Annotated in this window: 15 protein-coding genes; 8 read left to right on the plus strand and 7 right to left on the minus strand. The window is 56.9% G+C overall.

Features of this window, described 5'->3' with window-relative positions:
* The first annotated feature begins 2 nt into the window (after positions 1–2).
* Positions 3–1355, plus strand: coding sequence for an HlyD family type I secretion periplasmic adaptor subunit (locus DSM25558_RS19345; protein ID WP_077106325.1), 1353 nt, complete (start codon positions 3–5; stop codon positions 1353–1355).
* Between the two features lie 105 nt (positions 1356–1460).
* Positions 1461–1952 (plus strand): hypothetical protein, encoded by a 492-nt coding sequence (locus DSM25558_RS19350; protein ID WP_077106326.1) that lies wholly within the window; start codon positions 1461–1463, stop codon positions 1950–1952.
* On the opposite strand, the gene alkB is transcribed toward DSM25558_RS19350, so the two are convergent.
* Both alkB and DSM25558_RS19360 read right to left on the minus strand, forming a co-directional pair.
* Entirely contained in the window at positions 1947–2591 is a 645-nt protein-coding gene (alkB, locus tag DSM25558_RS19355) for a DNA oxidative demethylase AlkB (protein WP_077106367.1), read from the minus strand. The genes DSM25558_RS19350 and alkB overlap by 6 nt on opposite strands.
* Positions 2591–3229, minus strand: a complete 639-nt coding sequence (locus DSM25558_RS19360; protein ID WP_077106327.1) for a hypothetical protein — start codon at positions 3227–3229, stop codon at positions 2591–2593. The genes alkB and DSM25558_RS19360 overlap by 1 nt, the downstream gene beginning before the upstream one ends.
* A gap of 173 nt (positions 3230–3402) precedes the next feature.
* Between DSM25558_RS19360 and DSM25558_RS19365 the strand changes: the two genes are divergently transcribed.
* On the plus strand, positions 3403–4137 hold the full coding sequence (locus tag DSM25558_RS19365; protein WP_083716576.1) for a metallophosphoesterase: 735 nt from the start codon (positions 3403–3405) through the stop codon (positions 4135–4137).
* A 184-nt stretch (positions 4138–4321) separates the two neighbouring features.
* Here the strand turns inward: DSM25558_RS19365 and DSM25558_RS19370 are convergent, their stop codons facing one another.
* The gene (locus tag DSM25558_RS19370; protein WP_077106328.1) at positions 4322–6142 is read right to left on the minus strand and encodes an IlvD/Edd family dehydratase; all 1821 of its coding nucleotides are present in this window, start codon (positions 6140–6142) and stop codon (positions 4322–4324) included.
* Positions 6143–6638: 496 nt separating this feature from the next.
* Here DSM25558_RS19370 and ytfQ point away from each other — a divergent pair, with 496 nt between their 5' ends.
* The 5 genes from ytfQ (at position 6639) to DSM25558_RS19395 (ending at position 11964) form a co-directional block, all read left to right on the plus strand.
* Entirely contained in the window at positions 6639–7598 is a 960-nt protein-coding gene (gene ytfQ / locus DSM25558_RS19375) for a galactofuranose ABC transporter, galactofuranose-binding protein YtfQ (protein WP_077106329.1), read from the plus strand.
* Between the two features lie 68 nt (positions 7599–7666).
* The gene (locus DSM25558_RS19380; protein ID WP_077106330.1) at positions 7667–9190 is read left to right on the plus strand and encodes a sugar ABC transporter ATP-binding protein; all 1524 of its coding nucleotides are present in this window, start codon (positions 7667–7669) and stop codon (positions 9188–9190) included.
* Positions 9190–10233, plus strand: coding sequence for an ABC transporter permease (locus DSM25558_RS19385; protein WP_083716582.1), 1044 nt, complete (start codon positions 9190–9192; stop codon positions 10231–10233). The genes DSM25558_RS19380 and DSM25558_RS19385 overlap by 1 nt, the downstream gene beginning before the upstream one ends.
* Positions 10230–11210: a galactofuranose ABC transporter, permease protein YjfF gene (gene yjfF / locus DSM25558_RS19390; protein ID WP_083716577.1), complete on the plus strand. Its 981-nt coding sequence runs from the start codon at positions 10230–10232 to the stop codon at positions 11208–11210. Before DSM25558_RS19385 ends, yjfF begins: the two co-directional genes overlap by 4 nt.
* Positions 11211–11232: 22 nt before the next feature.
* On the plus strand, positions 11233–11964 hold the full coding sequence (locus DSM25558_RS19395) for a FadR/GntR family transcriptional regulator (RefSeq protein WP_077106332.1): 732 nt from the start codon (positions 11233–11235) through the stop codon (positions 11962–11964).
* Positions 11965–11987: 23 nt separating this feature from the next.
* Here DSM25558_RS19395 and DSM25558_RS19400 read toward each other — a convergent pair whose 3' ends face one another.
* The 4 genes from DSM25558_RS19400 to DSM25558_RS19415 all read right to left on the minus strand — a co-directional run bounded on the left by DSM25558_RS19400 (position 11988) and on the right by DSM25558_RS19415 (position 18835).
* Complete coding sequence (locus DSM25558_RS19400; RefSeq protein ID WP_077106333.1) at positions 11988–15245, minus strand: error-prone DNA polymerase; 3258 nt, start codon at positions 15243–15245, stop codon at positions 11988–11990.
* The gene (locus DSM25558_RS19405; RefSeq protein WP_077106334.1) at positions 15242–16759 is read right to left on the minus strand and encodes a Y-family DNA polymerase; all 1518 of its coding nucleotides are present in this window, start codon (positions 16757–16759) and stop codon (positions 15242–15244) included. The genes DSM25558_RS19400 and DSM25558_RS19405 overlap by 4 nt, the downstream gene beginning before the upstream one ends.
* Positions 16674–17435 (minus strand): ImuA family protein, encoded by a 762-nt coding sequence (locus DSM25558_RS19410; RefSeq protein ID WP_077106335.1) that lies wholly within the window; start codon positions 17433–17435, stop codon positions 16674–16676. The genes DSM25558_RS19405 and DSM25558_RS19410 overlap by 86 nt, the downstream gene beginning before the upstream one ends.
* Positions 17436–17569: 134 nt before the next feature.
* Positions 17570–18835: an O-antigen ligase family protein gene (locus DSM25558_RS19415; RefSeq protein WP_077106336.1), complete on the minus strand. Its 1266-nt coding sequence runs from the start codon at positions 18833–18835 to the stop codon at positions 17570–17572.

Genomic DNA, 18835 nt, shown 5'->3' on the forward strand with positions numbered 1-18835 from the left:
CCATGGTTTTCAAAAGAAAACAAAAGCAGGTGGAGCAAGGTCAGCTCGAATGGTACAGCGAAGTCCCGCGCTCCATCCGCATGTACAGCGTGACAGGTCTTGCCGTTCTGTTCGCCTCGTTCGGTGGTTTCGGTTACTGGGCAGGCACCGCACCTCTGGCCTCCGCTATCATCGCGCAAGGCAGCTTTGTGGCGACAGGCAACAACAAAATCATCCAGCATCTGGAAGGTGGCATCATCAAAGAAATGATGGTGAGCGAAGGTCAGGTGGTGAAAGAGGGTGATGTTCTCGTCGTTCTCGACAAGACGGCCGCACTTTCCAACCAGAAAATGATCAACCTGAAACGGCTTCGCCTCGAAACCATCGTTTACCGCCTGCGGGCCGAGGCCCAGGGTGAAAAGACGTTCAAGGTGCCCGACATCGTGATGGCGGAGGCAAGCGACCCGGATGTGAATGCCATTATCCAGGGCCAGAATGTGGTTTTTCACAGCAAGCAGATCAAGCTGGAAGAGCAGCTCAATCTGGTCGAAAAGAACATCCGCTCGCTCGAGTTTCGCTTTATCGGCTACAAGGGACAGAAATCATCCTTTGAACGCCAACAATCATTGCTGGAGCAGGAACGCGATTCCAAAGCCAAGCTTGCCAAGGACGGCGTGATCCGCAAGACCGATATGCTGGCGCTGGAGCGCGCCATTGCCGATGCGATGGGAGACATTTCCCGTCTGGATGGCGAGATGAACCAGAGCGAGGCCGAAATCGCGAAATTCCGTCAGGAAGCTGTGATTGCCGTCAATTCCAACAAGCAAGCCGCACTCGACGCGCTGGAAACAGCCGAGGCCGATCTCGATGGCGTGCGTCAGCAATTGCGAGAAGCGTCCCAAATTTTAGACCGCACCGTGATCCGCTCTCCCGTCAACGGCACGGTCATTCGCTCCTACTATCATACGGCAGGCGGCGTCATCACCACCGGCAAGCCGATTATGGAAATCCTGCCAGCCCATGTGCCGCTCATTCTCGAAGCGCAGGTGTTGAGAACCTCCATCGACCAACTGCATGAAGGACAGACGGCGGCCATCCGCCTTTCGGCGCTCAACCGACGCACAACGCCGGTGCTGGATGGAAAGGTGTTCTACGTTTCCGCCGACAGCATCGAGGAAAATGCTGGGATGCAGGTCAAGGACGTCTATATCGTCCGCGTCCAGATTTCGGACGAGGAATTGGCCAAGGTGCATGGCTTCCATCCGGTGCCCGGCATGCCGGCGGATGTCCTCATCCAGACATCGGAACGGACGTTCTTCGAGTATCTGACAAAGCCGATTGCCGATAGCATGTCGCGTGCCTTCAAAGAGCGCTGAGGCCAAAGCCAGCCTTCTTCCTCCCGAGACATCGGCCCGGAAATCCTTATCGATTTCCGGGCCGATACTGTATGATTACCTCATGCTTTGGGCCGGAGGGTTGAAATGGCAGCCATGTCTGACGTCTTGTTGCTGGTCGGCCGTCTCAACTATGTCTGGACCAATACCGAAAGCCTGTTGATCTATATCATCGCCCATCTTCTCAAGGTCGAGAAGGAGGCGGCGATCGTCGTGTTTCTGACGCTGAATACGACACGCGCGCGCATGGATCTCGTCGAGCGTCTGGCAAAGCTTCGTTCCACGTCCGTGGCCGATAGAAAAGCGGTTCTGGGCGCAATGGCGCGTCTGAAAAAGGAATCGAAGACGCGTAACAAATATAATCACTGCATCTACGCCTTCGATGAGAACGGTGACATTTCCAGTACGCAGTTGATGCGGCTTGTGGAGGATGACAAGCGGGTGCGTTACGGCAAGGTGGAGCCTGTGGACGCCGCCGAAATCAAACTGCTGGAACGGTCGATTGCAGAGATTACCGATATCAGCAAGGATATGTGGGTCTTCATTAAGAACAGCAAATACGTCTCTGGCGATCTATAGCGACGCGTGTCTGAATGTCAGATTGAACCGCGCGCGCCCGGCCGCATCATGTGCTCCCTCCTTCAAGGGCATGATGCCGTGAAAGAACAGGCGGGACGGACCGCCCCAAACGACGACGTCGCCGTGGCTGAGCGGATATTTGCGCACGGGATCGCCACGATTGATACCGCCGAACTGGAAGGTCGCAGGCAGGCCAAGTGAAACAGATACGATAGGATTGGTGAAATCCTTCTCATCCTTATCCTGATGCAGCGACATTTTCGCGCCGGGCTCATAACGATTGATCAGGCAGGCATTCGGCACAAAGTCAGGATATCCCGCTTGCTTGGCGGCATTGACAGCAAGAGACATGAAACTCTCCGGCATGGCTGGCCAGGGCTGACCGCTTTCGGGATCTGTCTTCTGATAACGATAGCCCTTACGATCCGTCACCCAGCCGAAGGGGCCGCAATTCGTCATGGCCACGGACATGGAAAATCCACCGGGCGTGACCATGTGCCGGAACGGTGCGACCGTGGAGACACCTTCTATCTGCGATAACAGATCATGGGCATTTTCCAGCGCATAACGACGCAGCAACCATGCACCATCCGCCATTTTTTCGTTTGCGCTATCGAGCCCGGAGAACAGATCAACCATCATGCCAAAGCGCTCCCGGCCGTGGCAGTAACTGAGGGGTGGAGCAAGGGAAGATACCCCGCCTTCAGAGCACGCAGCGTTGAGGGTGGTGTCAACAAACCATCCACGAAAGGCAAGGTTTCGGGTGGCTCGTAGCCATCAGCGCTCCACCGATAGGGCTTACCCTTCTTGATAAGATAGGCTTTGCCATCAGCAGCGATCATTGCGCCGTCAGGCAATTCCTCCAAGGTCAAGAGCAACATGTTCAGACGCTTGCGGCGCGACTGAAGCCTCTCCTTGTGCAGGATGATATCGATATCTCCGGCAGTGGGCACAGATGTCCCGTTGCCCTTGGCCCACGCTGCCCGGAATTTGTCCGCATCCTGCCTGCGGCACTGAAAGCAGGGGCGGTGGCCAGCGGCCAGAGCCGTTGCCTCATCGAAAAAGAAAAGCTCGGTCCAGCTTCGTGTCGCCATGACATCCCGGCGTGCATTCTTGTAGTCGCAACTGCACACGAGCCAAGCCTTCGACGTCCAGCGCTTTGTCGTCAGCGTCTTCGTTTCGGGATCATGCAGAATACCGCGATTGCCGGTGAAGAGACCGCGCATAGGCAGGTCAACGATATCGCCAAACGGATCGACGCGATTCTGTAGCGGCATACTCTTCTCCCTGACGACAATGAGCAGTTCGCTCAAATCACATGCAAAAAGAGACCATTTTAGGGAGCTGCGGTGCCGCGATTTCGTTGTAAATGCGGCGTTAAGCACAATGGTCCATATCTTGTGAGAGATTTCGTGGCCCTGCCGTCACCGCTTGAGAAGGTTCGCCCCTAATGCCCGCTCCCGAGATGCGCCGGAAGTTGTTTTCCCATGAGAGACCAGACGTTATTTACGCCATCGGCGATGTCCACGGCTGTTTCGACCTGTTGCAGGCATTGCAGCAAAAAATCCTGAACGATGCGGCTCAGCACCATGGCTCGAAATGGATCGTGATGCTGGGTGACTATGTCGATCGCGGGCCGAAATCCTCCTATGTCATCCATGAGTTGATGCAGCCGATGTCCGGCGACATCGAACGTTTTTGCCTTGCCGGAAACCACGAAGCGACGATGCTGGATTTTCTGGAGGATCCGCGTAAGGACCATCTCTGGCTGGAATTCGGAGGGCTGGAAACGCTCAAGTCTTACGGGATCGGCGAGATATCGCAGGACAAGAAACACCTGAAGGCGCAGCTTAAAGAACACATTCCGCAAAACCATATCGACTTCATGGCATCGCTGCCATCGCTGCTGGCGGTTCCTGGCCTTTGTTTCGTGCATGCGGGCGTGGTGAACGGTGTACCGCTGCAACGGCAGGACGACAAGCATCTGCTGTGGATACGACCCAAGGAGCAAACGGTGCCGGGCGCGGACAATCTGTTCATGACCGTGCATGGTCATACGCCGGTGCGTAGCGTTTCGCTGTCCGATAACCGGCTGAATGTTGACACTGGAGCGTTTATGACGGGTCGGCTATCTGCGGTGAAGATCGTTCGGGATGGCACGGTGACGGTGATGCACGCGGAATAAACCAACTTTAGCAAAGCCGTTGATCGTTTATTACCAGGCAAAACCCCTACCCCGCGTCATGCTCGGGCTTGTCCCGAGCATCTAACGATCCACAACGTCAAACGTGGTTAGATCCTCGGGACAAGCCCGAGGATGACGGAGGGGGCTTAGCTCGCAAACTAAGCCCACACACCCTTTTCCAACCTTAGTGGTTGTCGCGTGGCACGCCCTTGGTCTGGGCGATGCGCTGATACTTGACCGCATTTTCTAGGACCGCGCCGGTTTCCATCTGGCCAACGAGGCCGCGCTGGATTTCCTGCCATGGGGTCTGGTGGTCGGGGTACTTGTACCCGCCAGATGCGGACAGGGCCTCATAACGCTTGGCGAGTTCTTCGGCAGAGATCAGAATGTCTGCCTTACCGTTGCCAACGTCGATGCGGACGCGGTCGCCGGTCTGAAGGATCGCAAGACCGCCGCCTGCGGCAGCTTCCGGCGATGCGTTGAGGATGGACGGGCTGCCCGATGTGCCGGACTGGCGACCATCACCAATGCAGGGAAGCGAGGTGATGCCCTGCTTGAGCAGGTAATCCGGCGCACGCATGTTGACGACTTCGGCAGCACCTGGATAACCGATAGGACCGGCACCGCGCATGAAGAGAACCGTGTTCGCATCGATGCCGAGTGACGGATCGTCGATGCGGTGGTGGTAATCTTCCGGACCATCGAACACCACGGCTTTGCCTTCGAAGGCTTCCGGATCGTTGGGGTTGGACAGGTAACGCTCGCGGAATTCTGGCGAAATCACGCTGGTCTTCATGATGGCGGACGAGAACAGGTTGCCACGCAGAACGCGGAAACCGGCGCGCTCCTTCAGCGGCTGATCGAAAGGACGGATGACCTTTTCGTCTTCGATGATGGCACCACGGCAATTGTCGCCAATGGTCTTGCCGTTGACCGTCATCGCGTCTTCCTTGATGAGGCCTTGCGTCATCAACTGGTTGACGACAGCCGGAACGCCACCTGCGTGGTAATAGTCTTCACCGAGATATTCACCGGCAGGCTGAAGGTTGACCAGCAATGGAACCTCTTCGCCATAGGTCTGCCAGTCATCGACCGTCAGTTCGACGTCGAGGTGACGCGCAAGACCGTTCAAGTGGATCGGCGCGTTGGTGGAGCCGCCGATGGCCGAGTTGACGCGGATGGCGTTGATGAAGGCGTCCTTCGTCATGATGTCGGAAGGCTTGAGGTCTTCGCGAACCATTTCAACGATGCGCAAACCGGTGAGGTAGGAAATTTCCTGACGGTCGCGATAAGGTGCGGGAATGGCCGCAGAACCCGGCAGCTGCATGCCGAGGGCTTCAGCAAGCGAGTTCATGGTCGTCGCCGTGCCCATGGTGTTGCAATAGCCGGTAGATGGGGCAGAAGACGCAACAAGCTTGACGAAACCGGCATAGTCGATTTCGCCCTTGGCCAGAAGTTCGCGTGCCTTCCAGACGATGGTGCCAGAACCCGTGCGCTCACCACGGAACCAGCCGTTCAGCATGGGGCCGACGGAGAGCGCGATGGCAGGAATGTTTACGGTGGCCGCCGCCATAAGACAGGCAGGTGTGGTCTTGTCACAGCCGATGGTCAGCACGACGCCATCAAGCGGATAGCCGTACAGCACTTCCACGAGGCCGAGATAGGCAAGGTTACGGTCGAGACCCGCTGTCGGGCGCTTGCCGGTTTCCTGAATGGGGTGAACCGGGAATTCGATGGCGATGCCACCGGCTTCGCGGATACCTTCGCGCAGACGGTGGGCAAGCTCGAGATGGTGGCGGTTGCACGGCGACAGATCGGAACCCGTCTGCGCGATACCGATGATCGGGCGATCGGACTGCAATTCTGCCTGGCTGAGGCCGAAGTTCATATAGCGCTCAAGATAGAGCGCCGTCATATCAGCGTTATCAGGGTTATCGAACCATGCGCGAGAACGCAGCTTACCGCCCTTTGCCTGTGTTGCGGGTAGGTTGGTCGAGTCTTTCATAACTTTGATCTCCAGCCGGAAGTGGCAAATGGGTACGACAACAGGATTGCGACGACCTTATGATGAGGACAAGAGAAAAGAAACTCGGCGGCACGATGCGCGCGAGAGGTCCGGCAGAGGACATCGCCAGAATTGACCGACCTTTTGAAGACAGTCGATAAGGATCGTCACACGTTTCCGCCCTGAATTCTTCTTTTGCCTGACACTCATCTGCGGCAATTGACTGAGTCCGTCAATCACCAAGGATCAGCACTCGGTATTCGTATTACTATTTTGCGCCCCGGCCTCTTGTCAAGCAGAGCGCAGAGTTGATCGGTACGCCGCGCGAAAATTATTTACGGGTCAAATTCTATTGTAATATAAAGAAAAATTCCTGTTTTCTCAGGATTTCTTCCTCGTCGAATACAAGAAAACGCTCAGAAGCCACTTTTCAAAGATAATACTATATGCTCATATCTGCCCGTCTTAGCCGAATTCATCTCTGGGAGGATTACAGATGAAAAAAGCACTCGCGGCAGTTACTGTCGCTCTATCTGCATGTCTGGCATCAGGCGTTTCCGCAAAAACTCTCACCGTTGGCTTCTCGCAGATCGGCTCTGAATCCGGTTGGCGCGCGGCCGAAACAACGGTGACCAAGCAGCAGGCTGAAAAGCGTGGCGTAACGCTGAAGTTTGCCGATGCGCAGCAGAAGCAGGAAAACCAGATCAAGGCCGTTCGTGGCTTCATCGCACAGGGCGTCGATGCCATCTTCATCGCACCCGTCGTCGCAACCGGCTGGGATGCCGTTCTGAAAGAAGCCAAGGAAGAGAAGATTCCCGTCATTCTTCTCGACCGTCAGATCGAAGCTCCAGACAGCCTTTACCTGACCGCCGTCACATCCGATCAGGTTCATGAAGGCAAGGTTGCTGGCGAATGGCTGGCCAAGGATGTCGGCTCCAAGGACTGCAAGGTAGTAGAGCTCCAGGGCACCACCGGTTCTTCGCCTGCGATCAACCGCAAGAAGGGCTTCGAGGAAGGCATCGCATCGCATGCCAACATCAAGATCGTTCGTTCGCAGACTGGCGACTTTACCCGCACCAAGGGCAAGGAAGTCATGGAAAGCTTCATCAAGGCTGAAGGCGGCGGCAAGAATATCTGCGCAGTCTACGCTCACAATGACGACATGGCTGTCGGCGCAATCCAGGCCATCAAGGAAGCTGGTTTGAAGCCAGGCACAGATATCAAGGTCGTGTCCATCGATGCTGTCCCTGATATCTTCAAGGCCATGGCTGCCGGTGAAGCCAATGCGACGGTAGAGCTGACGCCAAACATGGCTGGTCCTGCCTTCGACGCGCTCGAAGCATATTTGAAGGACAAGAAAGAGCCTGCAAAGTGGATCCAGACGGAATCCAAGCTCTACACGGCGTCTGATGACCCGATGAAAGTGTACGAGGAGAAGAAGGGACTGGGCTACTAAGCCAGTTTCCAGCTTCGGGAGCGGCGCGCAAGCGCCGTTCCCACCTATATTCCGTGCAGGACTTGACCATGCCCGAAACCAGCCGTCTTCTGGAAGCGCGCGCCATAGGAAAATCTTTCCTGGGTATCGCTGCGCTCGATAATGTCGATATATCGCTCAACCGTGGTGAAGTTCATGCTTTGCTGGGAGAAAACGGTGCGGGCAAATCGACGCTCATCAAAATACTCACTGGCGTTTATCATCGTGACCGTGGCACCATCCGTCTCGATGGCGCAGAGATTTCGCCGACCAATGTTGCCGAGGCGCAAAACCTCGGTATCGGCACCGTCTATCAGGAAGTGAACCTTCTCGAAAATCTGACCGTCGCCGAAAACCTGTTTCTGGGCAGACAGCCCCGCCGTTTCGGCCTGATCGACCGTCGCGAAATGCGCAGCCGAGCAGAAAAGCTGCTGACGCGATATGGCCTTGCGATCAATGTCGATGCGCTGCTTTCGAGCTACTCCGTCGCGATCCGCCAGATTATTGCGATTGCACGCGCCGTCGATCTATCCGGCAAGGTTCTGGTTCTGGACGAGCCGACCGCGAGCCTCGACAGCCACGAAGTCGAGATGCTGTTTACCGTGCTGCGCCAGTTGCGCGCGGAAGGTCTCGGCATCGTCATCATCACCCACTTCCTCAACCAGGTTTACGATATTGCTGACCGCGTCACCGTGTTGCGCAACGGCAAGCTTGTCGGCACCCGCCAGATTTCCGAATTACCGCGCGGCGAACTCATTTCGATGATGTTGGGACGTGAACTGCAAAGCGTGACCCATGACCGTCAGGCCGCAGACAACACCGTGGTGGAGGGCGAAGCGCCGATCCGCTTCGAGGGGTACGGAAAACGCGGCAGCGTCGAACCGTTTGATCTCGATGTGCGCCCCGGTGAAGTTGTTGGTATCGCCGGTCTTTTGGGTTCGGGCCGCAGCGAAACGGCTTTCCTTCTGTTCGGCATAGACAAGCCGGATGGCGGACAGGCCAGCATCGATGGCAAGACGGTTGCGATTACCTCTCCAGAGGCCGCCATTGAAAACGGGTTCGGCTTTTGCCCGGAAGAGCGAAAGACCGACGGCATTATCGGTGATTTTTCCGTGGCGGATAATATTGCGCTCGCCTTGCAGGCACGTCAGGGATGGATGCGACCGCTTTCCCATAAGCAAAAGGCCGCATTGGCGGATGGCTTCATCAAGTCACTCGATATTCGCCCTGCGGATCGGGAGCGGCCGATCAAGTTTCTATCTGGCGGCAATCAGCAAAAAGCGATCCTAGCGCGTTGGCTGGCGACAGATCCACGGCTTCTCATTCTCGATGAGCCCACACGCGGCATCGATATCGGCGCTCACGCGGAAATCCTGAAAATGATCGAGCGTCTCTGTTCGCAGGGCATGTCTCTCATCGTCATTTCTTCGGAACTGGAAGAGCTGACGGCTGTCGCGCACCGGGTCATCGTACTGTCGGACCGCCGACATGTGGCCGAGCTCAAGGGAGAAGACGTGACCGCAGATAACATCATGCAAGCCATTGCCAGTGCATCCAGAACGGAGGCCGCATGATGAAGAGCATCACTGCCCGCCTGAAACGGCTAGCTCCCCAGCTTGCCGCACTCATCATCATCCTCGGCGCTATCGCTTTGATTTCGCCAGGCTTCCTGAATGTATCGTTCCAGAACGGCCGCCTCTATGGCAGCGTCATCGACATTCTGGTGCGCGCAGCGCCGGTGGCATTGTTGACGATTGGCATGACGCTTGTCATCGCCACCAAGGGCATCGACCTGTCCATCGGTGCCGTCATCGCCATCTGTGGCGCAGTTGCCGCGACCCTGATCACCAGCGGCCACTCTATTCCCGTCGTTATCGCCGTTTCGCTGGCAGTCGGCATTGCCTGCGGTATCTGGAACGGTATTCTTGTCGCCATTCTCGATATTCAGCCGATCATTGCCACGCTGATCCTGATGGTCGCCGGGCGCGGCATTGCCCAGCTCATCACCGAAGGCGTTATCCTGACCTTCAACGATGACGGCTTTTCCGCCATCGGCACCGGCGCGTTTGCGGGCATCCCCATGCCTGTCATCATTTGGGTTGTGACAGCGCTGCTCGTCGGCATTCTGGTGCGCAAATCCGCACTCGGCTTCCTTATCGAAGCCACCGGCATCAACCGCCGTGCATCCGCGCTGGCCGGTGTGCAGGCACGGTTTCTGTTGTTTTTCGTCTACGCAGTATCCGGGCTTTGCGCAGCCGTTGCGGGCATGATCGTAACCGCCGATATCAGAGGTGCGGATGCCAATAATGCCGGTCTATGGCTGGAACTCGACGCCATTCTGGCAGTGGTCATCGGTGGCACGTCATTGAATGGCGGGCGTTTTTCCATCACCGCGTCTCTGATCGGTGCCTTGATCATCCAGACCATAAATACCGGCATTCTGGTCTCCGGCTTTCCACCGGAATTCAACCTCATCATCAAGGCTGGCATCATCATTGTCGTGTTGACGCTACAATCCCCAGCCATCGGAACGCTGATCGGCTTTACCAGATCGCGCAAGACACCGGCTCCCGTCACGCCGTCCCACACCGTCAACCATGAGGGAGCGGCGCGATGATTCACACCCGCAATCTTCCGTTTCTGACGACGCTTGCCGTCTTTCTCGTCGCCTATGTGCTGTGCGTTATGCAGTACCCGGCCATGTTCTCGACGCGGGTCGTCGGCAATCTGTTGACTGATAATGCGTTTCTCGGCATTGCCGCAGTCGGCATGACCTTCGTCATCCTCTCGGGCGGCATTGACCTCTCCATCGGTTCAGTCATTGCCTTCGCCAGCGTGTTCGTTGCTGTTCTGGTTGGCACCTATAACGTCCATCCGCTGGTCGCCTTCGCAGCCGTCCTCGTCATCTCCACGATTTTCGGCTGCCTGATGGGGGGGATGATCCGGTTCCTGTCGATCCCGCCCTTCGTGGTGACCTTGGCCGGCATGTTTCTGGCGCGTGGTGCCGCTTATCTGATCTCGACGCAGTCGGTGCCGATCTCGCATCCCGTCATCGATGCCATCCAGGGCTTTTACTTCCGCGTGCCCGGCGGTGGACGGTTGACGGCACTTGCCATCGTGATGCTGATCGTCTTCGTCGTGGGCGGCATCGTTGCCAGCCGGACGCGGTTTGGCGCGAACATTTATGCGCTGGGCGGCAATCAGCAATCGGCAGAATTGATGGGCGTTCCCATCGGCAAGACGATCATCGGCATCTACGCGCTGTCGGGTTTTCTGTCCGGCTTGGCGGGCATCGTCTACACGCTCTATACATCCTCGGGTTATTCGCTGGCGACGGTTGGCATGGAGCTCGATGCAATCGCAGCCGTAGTCATCGGCGGCACCTTGCTGACAGGCGGCACCGGGCTAGTGGCGGGGACTTTCATCGGCCTGCTGATCCAGGGACTGATACAGACCTACATCGTTTTTGAAGGCACATTGTCATCCTGGTGGACGAAAATCGTCATTGGCATCCTGCTGTTCATATTCATCGTGTTGCAACGCACCATCATCTGGTATTCAAACAGAAGGCTGGCTGGAGCTCATCCAGCATAACGATAGCGACGGAGGCATTTTATTGGGGCTGCTGGAAACGACGATTACCGGACGAAAGCGGCGCAGCAGCCACGCGCATGTCGTGGCTGAACTCGGCAGCGCCATCGTATCGGGCCGCATCCCCGAAAATTCTCTTCTGCCGAATGATGCCGAGCTTTCCTTGCGTTTCGGTGTTTCGCGCACCGTGCTGCGTGAGACCATGAAGACGCTGGCAGCCAAGCGCCTTGTGGAGCCGAAAGCAAAAGTTGGAACCCGCGTTCTGGAAAAATCCAGCTGGAATTTTTTTGATCCTGATGTTCTGGGCTGGCGCTGCGATGCAGGGCTGGACCCCGAATTCATCAATCACCTCGCCGATATCCGGCTGGCGCTGGAACCGGCAGCAGCAGCAGCGGCCGCACGCCATGCGTCTAGCGAAGACATCGTCTCCCTCTATGCCATTGCTGCCCGGTTCGACAATGTGAACCATACGCCCGAGACCATCGCCAAGGTCGATCTGGAATTTCATCTGGCCGTCGCCCGCATTTCCGGCAACCCCTTCATGCGCTCTGCCAGCGGCCTGATCGAAGCAGCACTGGCCATTTCCTTCCAGCTTTCTTCTCCGGCATCATCGCCCGAGACGATTTCGGAAATTGCCTCCAATCATCTGCGCATCGTCCATGCCATTGCGGCACGCGATGAAGGCTCTGCCGTCAAAGCCATGCGGCATGTCATCGAGGTCGGCAAGGACCGGATCAAGAACGCGATCTCCGAATGACCCTCTGAGATATCCGGCACGCCTCAATGAAAATTGCGGCCCTTGACGGTGATTTGATCCCCTCCATCCTCCGGCATCTCGGATCGTTTCGGGAGGCGGCGACGGTCTTCGGGCGGAATGCCATGGTGAAACTCATCGCCTCGGCCATGCGGCAACGGAAACGGCCCTTCCCTTTCGCCCACGCTTTTCAGCACATCCGAGAGATCGGTGATACGGCGGGCGACAAGATGCACGACCTCGCCTTCGCGCTGGATTTTTCCGTAAATCCCGACCATGCCAGCCGATAGAATAACGCGGCGATATTTTTCGAAGGTTTTGACCCAGACGACGGCATTGGCGATGCCCGTTTCATCTTCCAGCGTCATGAAGATGACACCTTTCGCAGAGCCGGGCCGCTGTCGCACCAGAACGAGCCCGGCAATTTCCAGCCAGCTTCCGTCTTTTGCACCAACGGCTTGCGCACAAGTCGCAATACGCCGCTTTGAAAGGTCATCCCGCAAAAACGCCATGGGATGCTCGCGCAAGGTCAAGCCGACATGGCCATAATCCTGAACCACCTCCCCACCCGCCGTCATGGGGCGCAAGGCGACCTCTGGTTCGCTTAACTCCGCAATGACGCTGTTCTGGCTTGTAGCAGCGGCCGCAAATAACGGTAGCGGCTCATCACGCAGAGCCTTGATGGCCCAGAGAGCCTGACGGCGGGATAGGCCAAGCGACGGCAGAAACGCATCCGCCTCTGCAAGGGCGACCAGAGCATCAACCGGAACACCGGCCCTGCGCCATAGATCATCGATGGATACGAATGTGCGGTCCTCACGGCACAGTATGATATCGCTTGCGCGCTTGTTGGAAAGTCCCTTAACCAGACACATGCCGAGCCGCACGGCATTTCGCTCCGGCCCGACTTCCTCTTCCAGCGTACAATCCCAGCGACTGGTGTTGATGCAGACCGGGCGCACGACGACACCGTGATTTTGCGCATCGCGAACCAGTTGCGCTGGGGCATAGAAGCCCATCGGCTGGGAGTTTAGAAGTGCCGCGCAAAAAATATCAGGATGATGGCATTTCACCCAGGAGGATGCGTAGGCGATCAGTGCGAAGGAGGCCGCGTGGCTTTCCGGGAAGCCGTAGCTGCCGAAGCCTTTGATTTGTGCTGAAAGCCGTTCAGCAAACTCCTTGGGGAAGTTGTTCTTGATCAGACCACTTACCAGCTTCTCTTCAAAATTTGCGATGGTTCCTACGTTCTTGAATGTGGCCATTGCTCTACGCAGCTCGTCTGCCTCATTGGGGGAGAAACCTGCGCAATCAATAGCTATCCGCATCGCATGTTCCTGAAATAGAGGAACCCCCAGCGTCTTGGAGAGCACATTTTCAAGCTCAGGACGCTCGTATGTGATTTGCTTCCCTTGCGCCTTTTCCTGTCGCCGTTTGAGATAGGGGTGCACCATGTTGCCCTGTATGGGGCCGGGCCGGACAATGGCCACCTGAATGACGAGATCGTAGAGTTCGCGCGGCCTTAACCGAGGCAGCATCGACATTTGCGCCCGGCTTTCGATCTGGAACGTGCCAATCGTATCAGCCTTGCAGATCATATCGTAAGTGGGAATATCGTTCGGCGGAATTGTGGAAAGTTCATATCTCTCCTTTTTCCGCTCTTCCAACATATCGAAAGCCCGACGCATGCAGGACAGCATGCCGAGTGCTAGGCAATCCATTTTCATGAATTTGACGATTTCGATATCGTCCTTGTCCCATTCGATGATCTGGCGATCATCCATGGCCGCTGGCTCGATAGGCACGAGCTCATCAAGCCTGTCATGAGTGAGCACGAAGCCGCCCGGATGCTGGCTGTTGTGGCGTGGTGTGCCAATGAGTTGTCTGGCAAGGTCGAAGGCCAATTTTACGCGGCGATCTCCGAGATTGATGTTCAGGTCTTTCGCTTCTTTTTGACCCGCGTCCTCCGTCCACCACCAGATTTGCGATGACATGAGCTTGGTCAGGTCTTCGGGCAAGCCCAGCACCTTGCCGACATCGCGGATGGCCCCTTTGCCCCGGTACCGAGTGACAACTGAACACAACGCCGCCTTGTCGCGCCCGTAATGGTCATAGACCCATTGTATGACCTCTTCGCGCTTTTGATGCTCGAAATCCACGTCAATATCAGGTGGTTCATTACGGTTTTCGGAGATGAAACGCTCAAACAGCAAGTCATGATCGTCAGGATCGATGGCTGTAATTTTCAACACATAACAAACGGCGGAGTTGGCAGCAGAGCCGCGCCCCTGACAGAGAATGTTTCGCCTTCGCGCCTCCCGAACAATAGAATTTACTGTCAGAAAATAGGGCGCATATTTTAGCTTTGCGATCAAAGCCAGTTCATGCTTCAGAGCGTTTTCGACCTTCTCCGGCAAACCATTTGGGTAACGTTCTGGGACGGAATCCCAGACATACTTTTCCAGTGCTTCCTGAGCACTCAATCCAGGCTCCGTATTTTCTTCAGGATATTGGTATTCCAATTCCTTGAGCGAAAATTTGCAGCGTCGCATAATCTCCAGCGTGCGCCTCAAAGCCCCGGGATAGGCGGAAAACAGCCGGTGCATTTCCTGCGGTGGCTTCAGGTAGCGGTCGGCGTGCCGTTCGCGCCTGAATCCGGCATCATCGATGGTACAATTGTGGCGGATGCAGGTGACGACGTCCTGCAGCATGCGGCGTTCCGGCTCATGAAACAGCACGTCATTGGTGACGACGGTGGCAACGCCTGTACGCTCTGCCATGTGCGAGAGATCATAAAGCCGCACCTGATCGTTCGGACGGCGGCGGAGGCTCATGGCCACGTAGGCTCGATCACCAAAATCAGCTTTCAGCCGCCGCAGCCGAATGGAGAGGACTTCATCCGCAAGGTCCGGTAACAGGATGACCAGCAGCCCTTCACCATAGGCAACCAGGTCGCTCCATGTCAGATGGCATTTTCCTTTGCCCGCCGCTTTCTTGCCATGGGTAAGCAGACGGCACAGCCGGCCGTAGGCGGCCCGATCTGTGGGATAGACAAGCACGGAGATGTCGTCTTCCAGGTCGAGCCTGCACCCGATGACGAGCCGGATTCCTGTTTTTTCCGCAGCCCGATAGGCGCGCGGGATTCCGGTGAGGCTGTTGCGATCCACAATGCCCAGGGCCTCGATGCCGAGGGCTTTTGCCTGGGCAAACAAATCCTCGCAGGAACTGACCCCCCGCAGGAACGAGAAATGCGATGTCACCTGAAGTTCGGCATATTGAGCGCTCATCCGAATAGCCCGTGCATAAACCAGCTCAAGGAGCCGGTATTGGCGTGCTCACCATCACCGTAGCGGAAAATCCAGAAGCGCTCGCCTGCCTCATCCTCCACGGTGAAATAATCGCGAACTGCAGCCTGTTCGCAGTCGCGTTTCCACCATTCACCGAAAACGCGTTCCGGCCCATCGGCCCGTTTCACCAGACGGCGGACACCGCGCCATGTGAAGCTTTTGGGCGGATGATCCGGCAACAGTGCCATTGTCTTGATCGGCTCCGGGCGGGCAAGGAGGCGAACTGGACGTGGCCAGTGGTCCGGCCAGCCGAGAGGATCAGCGGCAGACTGTGCAGCAACCATCTGGACGGAACGTTCGGGTACATCGCTGGCGACTGCCGCATAACGATAGACCTTGTGGCCGCGGTTGATGATGACATCGACGGTTTCACCAATATCGGCTTTCGCATCATCCAGCAGGGTGGAGCGCGCCTGCCCCACCACCAGCGCTTCCGCGTGGGTTGCCGTCAGAGTCATTTTCTCGATGCCGAAACCGGGGTCGATCGTATCGATCCGGTCGCTCAAGAGGCGGGTCAATTGCTTGACGTCGCGAACCGGTTTGGAGGTTCCGGCGCGGATGGCCTGCAAGCCGCTATCGACCCGGTGCAGCACGAGATCGACACGTCGTGCGCCGAGGCCACGCTTTTCCAGCCCGAGACAAAGCCGGCGAACGAGCTTTTCGGTGTATCGTGCGATGGTCTCGGCAGCAGAAATGGGTTCGGCAAAGAAGCGAAAAACTTCGACCAATTCCGGCACGCGGATCGGCTCAATCGGTTCTGACAGCAGGCCATGAGCATGATCCAGCCTGCGACCCACCTGCGGGCCGAAACGCAGCGTGACCGGCGCACGCGCTGTTGCCATCAACTGCCCAATGTGGCGAAAGCCCAGCACTTTCAGATCGGCCACGGTCCTCGGCTCCAGACGAAGAGCCGCCAAGGGGAGAGATGCGAGTGCGGCAAAGGCACCCGCTTGCGGCACGATGGTTGCGGCATCCTTGCCGAAGCGAGCCAGCGCATGCGCGGCACCCCAGCTGTCGGCAATCGCAGCACGTGCCGTAAAGCCAAGCCCGTGCAGGCGGTTGATCATGCCGGTCAGCATCAGATGTTCGTTGCCATGCAGATGGTCCGCACCCGTCGTATCCAGCACCAGACCATCAGGCGGATCAGGCGCGACAATCGGTGCGTAGATCCGCAGGAACCAGAAGGCGAGGTCCCGCAGCGCTTTGGCATCCTCGGCAGCCTGCAACTCCTCCACGATGAGGCCGGGCAGAATGGCCTGCGCCTTGCTGACCGGCATGCCGAGCCTCAGGCCAGCCGATGCTGCCGCAACATCCTGCGCTGCGATTACCCGACGACTTCCCTGTCTGGCAATCATCACCACCGGGCGGTCAAGCGGTGGCGCTTGTTTGCCAAGCGTCCTGCGGTAGCGGTCTGTCGACCATGTCGGCAGGTAGAGCGAGACGACCCTTTGCATCACAGGCTTCCACTTCAAAATCGGCACATTCGCCGCCACGACACCGCAAAAGCTCCAGAAACCAACGCGCCCGACCCACCCCCTGCACCGGCAAGGGTGTGGAGGGCCGCACGGAAATGCGCCACCGCGTGACGGCAGCCGTCGGCTGTCCGAACTCAACAGCACCGGATGGATGACGCCAGCGACGAATTGCGAGACCGACGACCCCGGACCCTTCCGCCGCCAATTGCAAACGTCGGGAGATGGTCATTGGCAGTTTCGACACTTCACCCACCACTGCCCCGAAGCCGTTGCAGCGCAAGCCCTCTTCGAAACAGTCCAGCACGCCTTTTTCATCGCGACACTCCACAATGATCAGGCGGTTTTGCGATAGGCCCGCCTGCGTCAAGGCAGGCATGAACAGATCAGGCCGGGTCACGCACCAAAGAATTTTGCCTTTCACACGTGCGGCTATGCCTGCGGAAAACAGCGCCGGAGCAGCGCCATCCACGGCACCATTGCCGCCACCGCTGACCTCGTGCAAACTTCCGAGCTTCAAGCCGCCGCCGGGCAGATGCTCATCAATGGAAGGAACACCGAAAGGCAGGGTTTCATGATGCCGTACCGGACCTTGCGTGATCCGCTCCAGCCGCTCCCGCAATTCTTCGACAACCAACTGTTCGGCGCGTTTATGCATGACACAACACTTTTAGAGGCACTTCACGCTTCAAAAACTACTTGTTCACTTTTTGTTCCTATTTCAGCAAAGAGTCAATAAGCTTTCCCGCGTCCTGTGGATAAGACAAAAAGACGTCTCCATATTGATGAAAGTCAGCGCCCCGGCACAGGGCGCATGGCCACGCCAGAAAATGCGCCAGCGGCCACACGCTTTGGCAGCGTCAGTTTTCCTGCTGAATAATAGAGCAGGAAAGAGCCGATCTGATAGGCGAAGATAATGTCGATTTCCACGAAGGATCGCACAACGAACAGCGCGCAAAGAGCAAAAAGGATCAGTCCCTGCGGATCGCGGTTGCGCACCAGCACAGAGCGCAAGTGCCCGAGGAGCGTTCCGTACAGCACCATAACCAGCAGTGCCAAGCCAACGAAGCCATTCTCTACGACGGTTTCGATATAGGTATTGTGGAAGTGAAAACCGCTGCGCGTGGTGATGAAGAAATCGTCCCACAGACGCTCGGCATCATAAAAGCCCACGACCCAAAAGCCTTGATAGCCTACGCCCAGGATAGGAGAGGCTTTCGCGGCCTCGATGCCTTGCTGCCATAGATAGGTGCGCCCGGTCAGTGTCGAGTCCTTGCCGAAAATGCCAAGCACCGCATCCAGCAGGCCAAATTGCAAAGCCGCCACCACAAGCAGGCCACCTGCGCCCACCAGAGCAAGAAAGATCATCTTGCGATTGGCGGGAGACAGCATGCCCATGGGCATAAAGCCGATGATGAGAGCAACAACGGCGGCCGTCGTGATGACTGACGTGGCCGATTGTGATGCCAGCAGGCAATAAGCTGAGAGCAAGCCTGCCATTCCGGCAATACCAAGCCAGATCATGTCGCGCTGACGCAGCACCAGCACCGAGGAGGCGGCAAAAATCACACCGAGAGATGCATAGAAACCAAGCTGATTCTTGGAGGAAAAAGCACCGACGAAACTGAATGTGCCATCCAGAGCATCGAAAAGATAAATACCGAACAGCATGGAATAAAGCAGAACGACAATAATGCCGATAAGCGCACCGCGCGTCAGTGTGGTGATCGAGATGACGCGCATCGCAATCAGTGCGCAGACGATATGCGTCATATATTGAATGGATGCCCTCATGGTTGTGGACATGGCGTCCGACCAGAAACTGGAGAGCACCGCGAGAATACCGAAACCGAAAATCCAGAGGTAACGGGTGTAATTGCCCAAAACACGACGGTAATCCACCAGAACGAGTGGGAGCCACACGGCGTAGTAGGCAAGGACCGAGACCATGCCGAACTTGGATGAATAGGCGAAGACGAAGAATGACAGCGCCACCGCCGCCATTCCGTAAAGGCCGTTTCTATCCGGATCGATCAGTGCCGATTTGGCAATCCGCAT

Source organism: Agrobacterium sp. DSM 25558, from assembly GCF_900100825.1.
Classification (GTDB): Bacteria; Pseudomonadota; Alphaproteobacteria; order Rhizobiales; family Rhizobiaceae; genus Agrobacterium.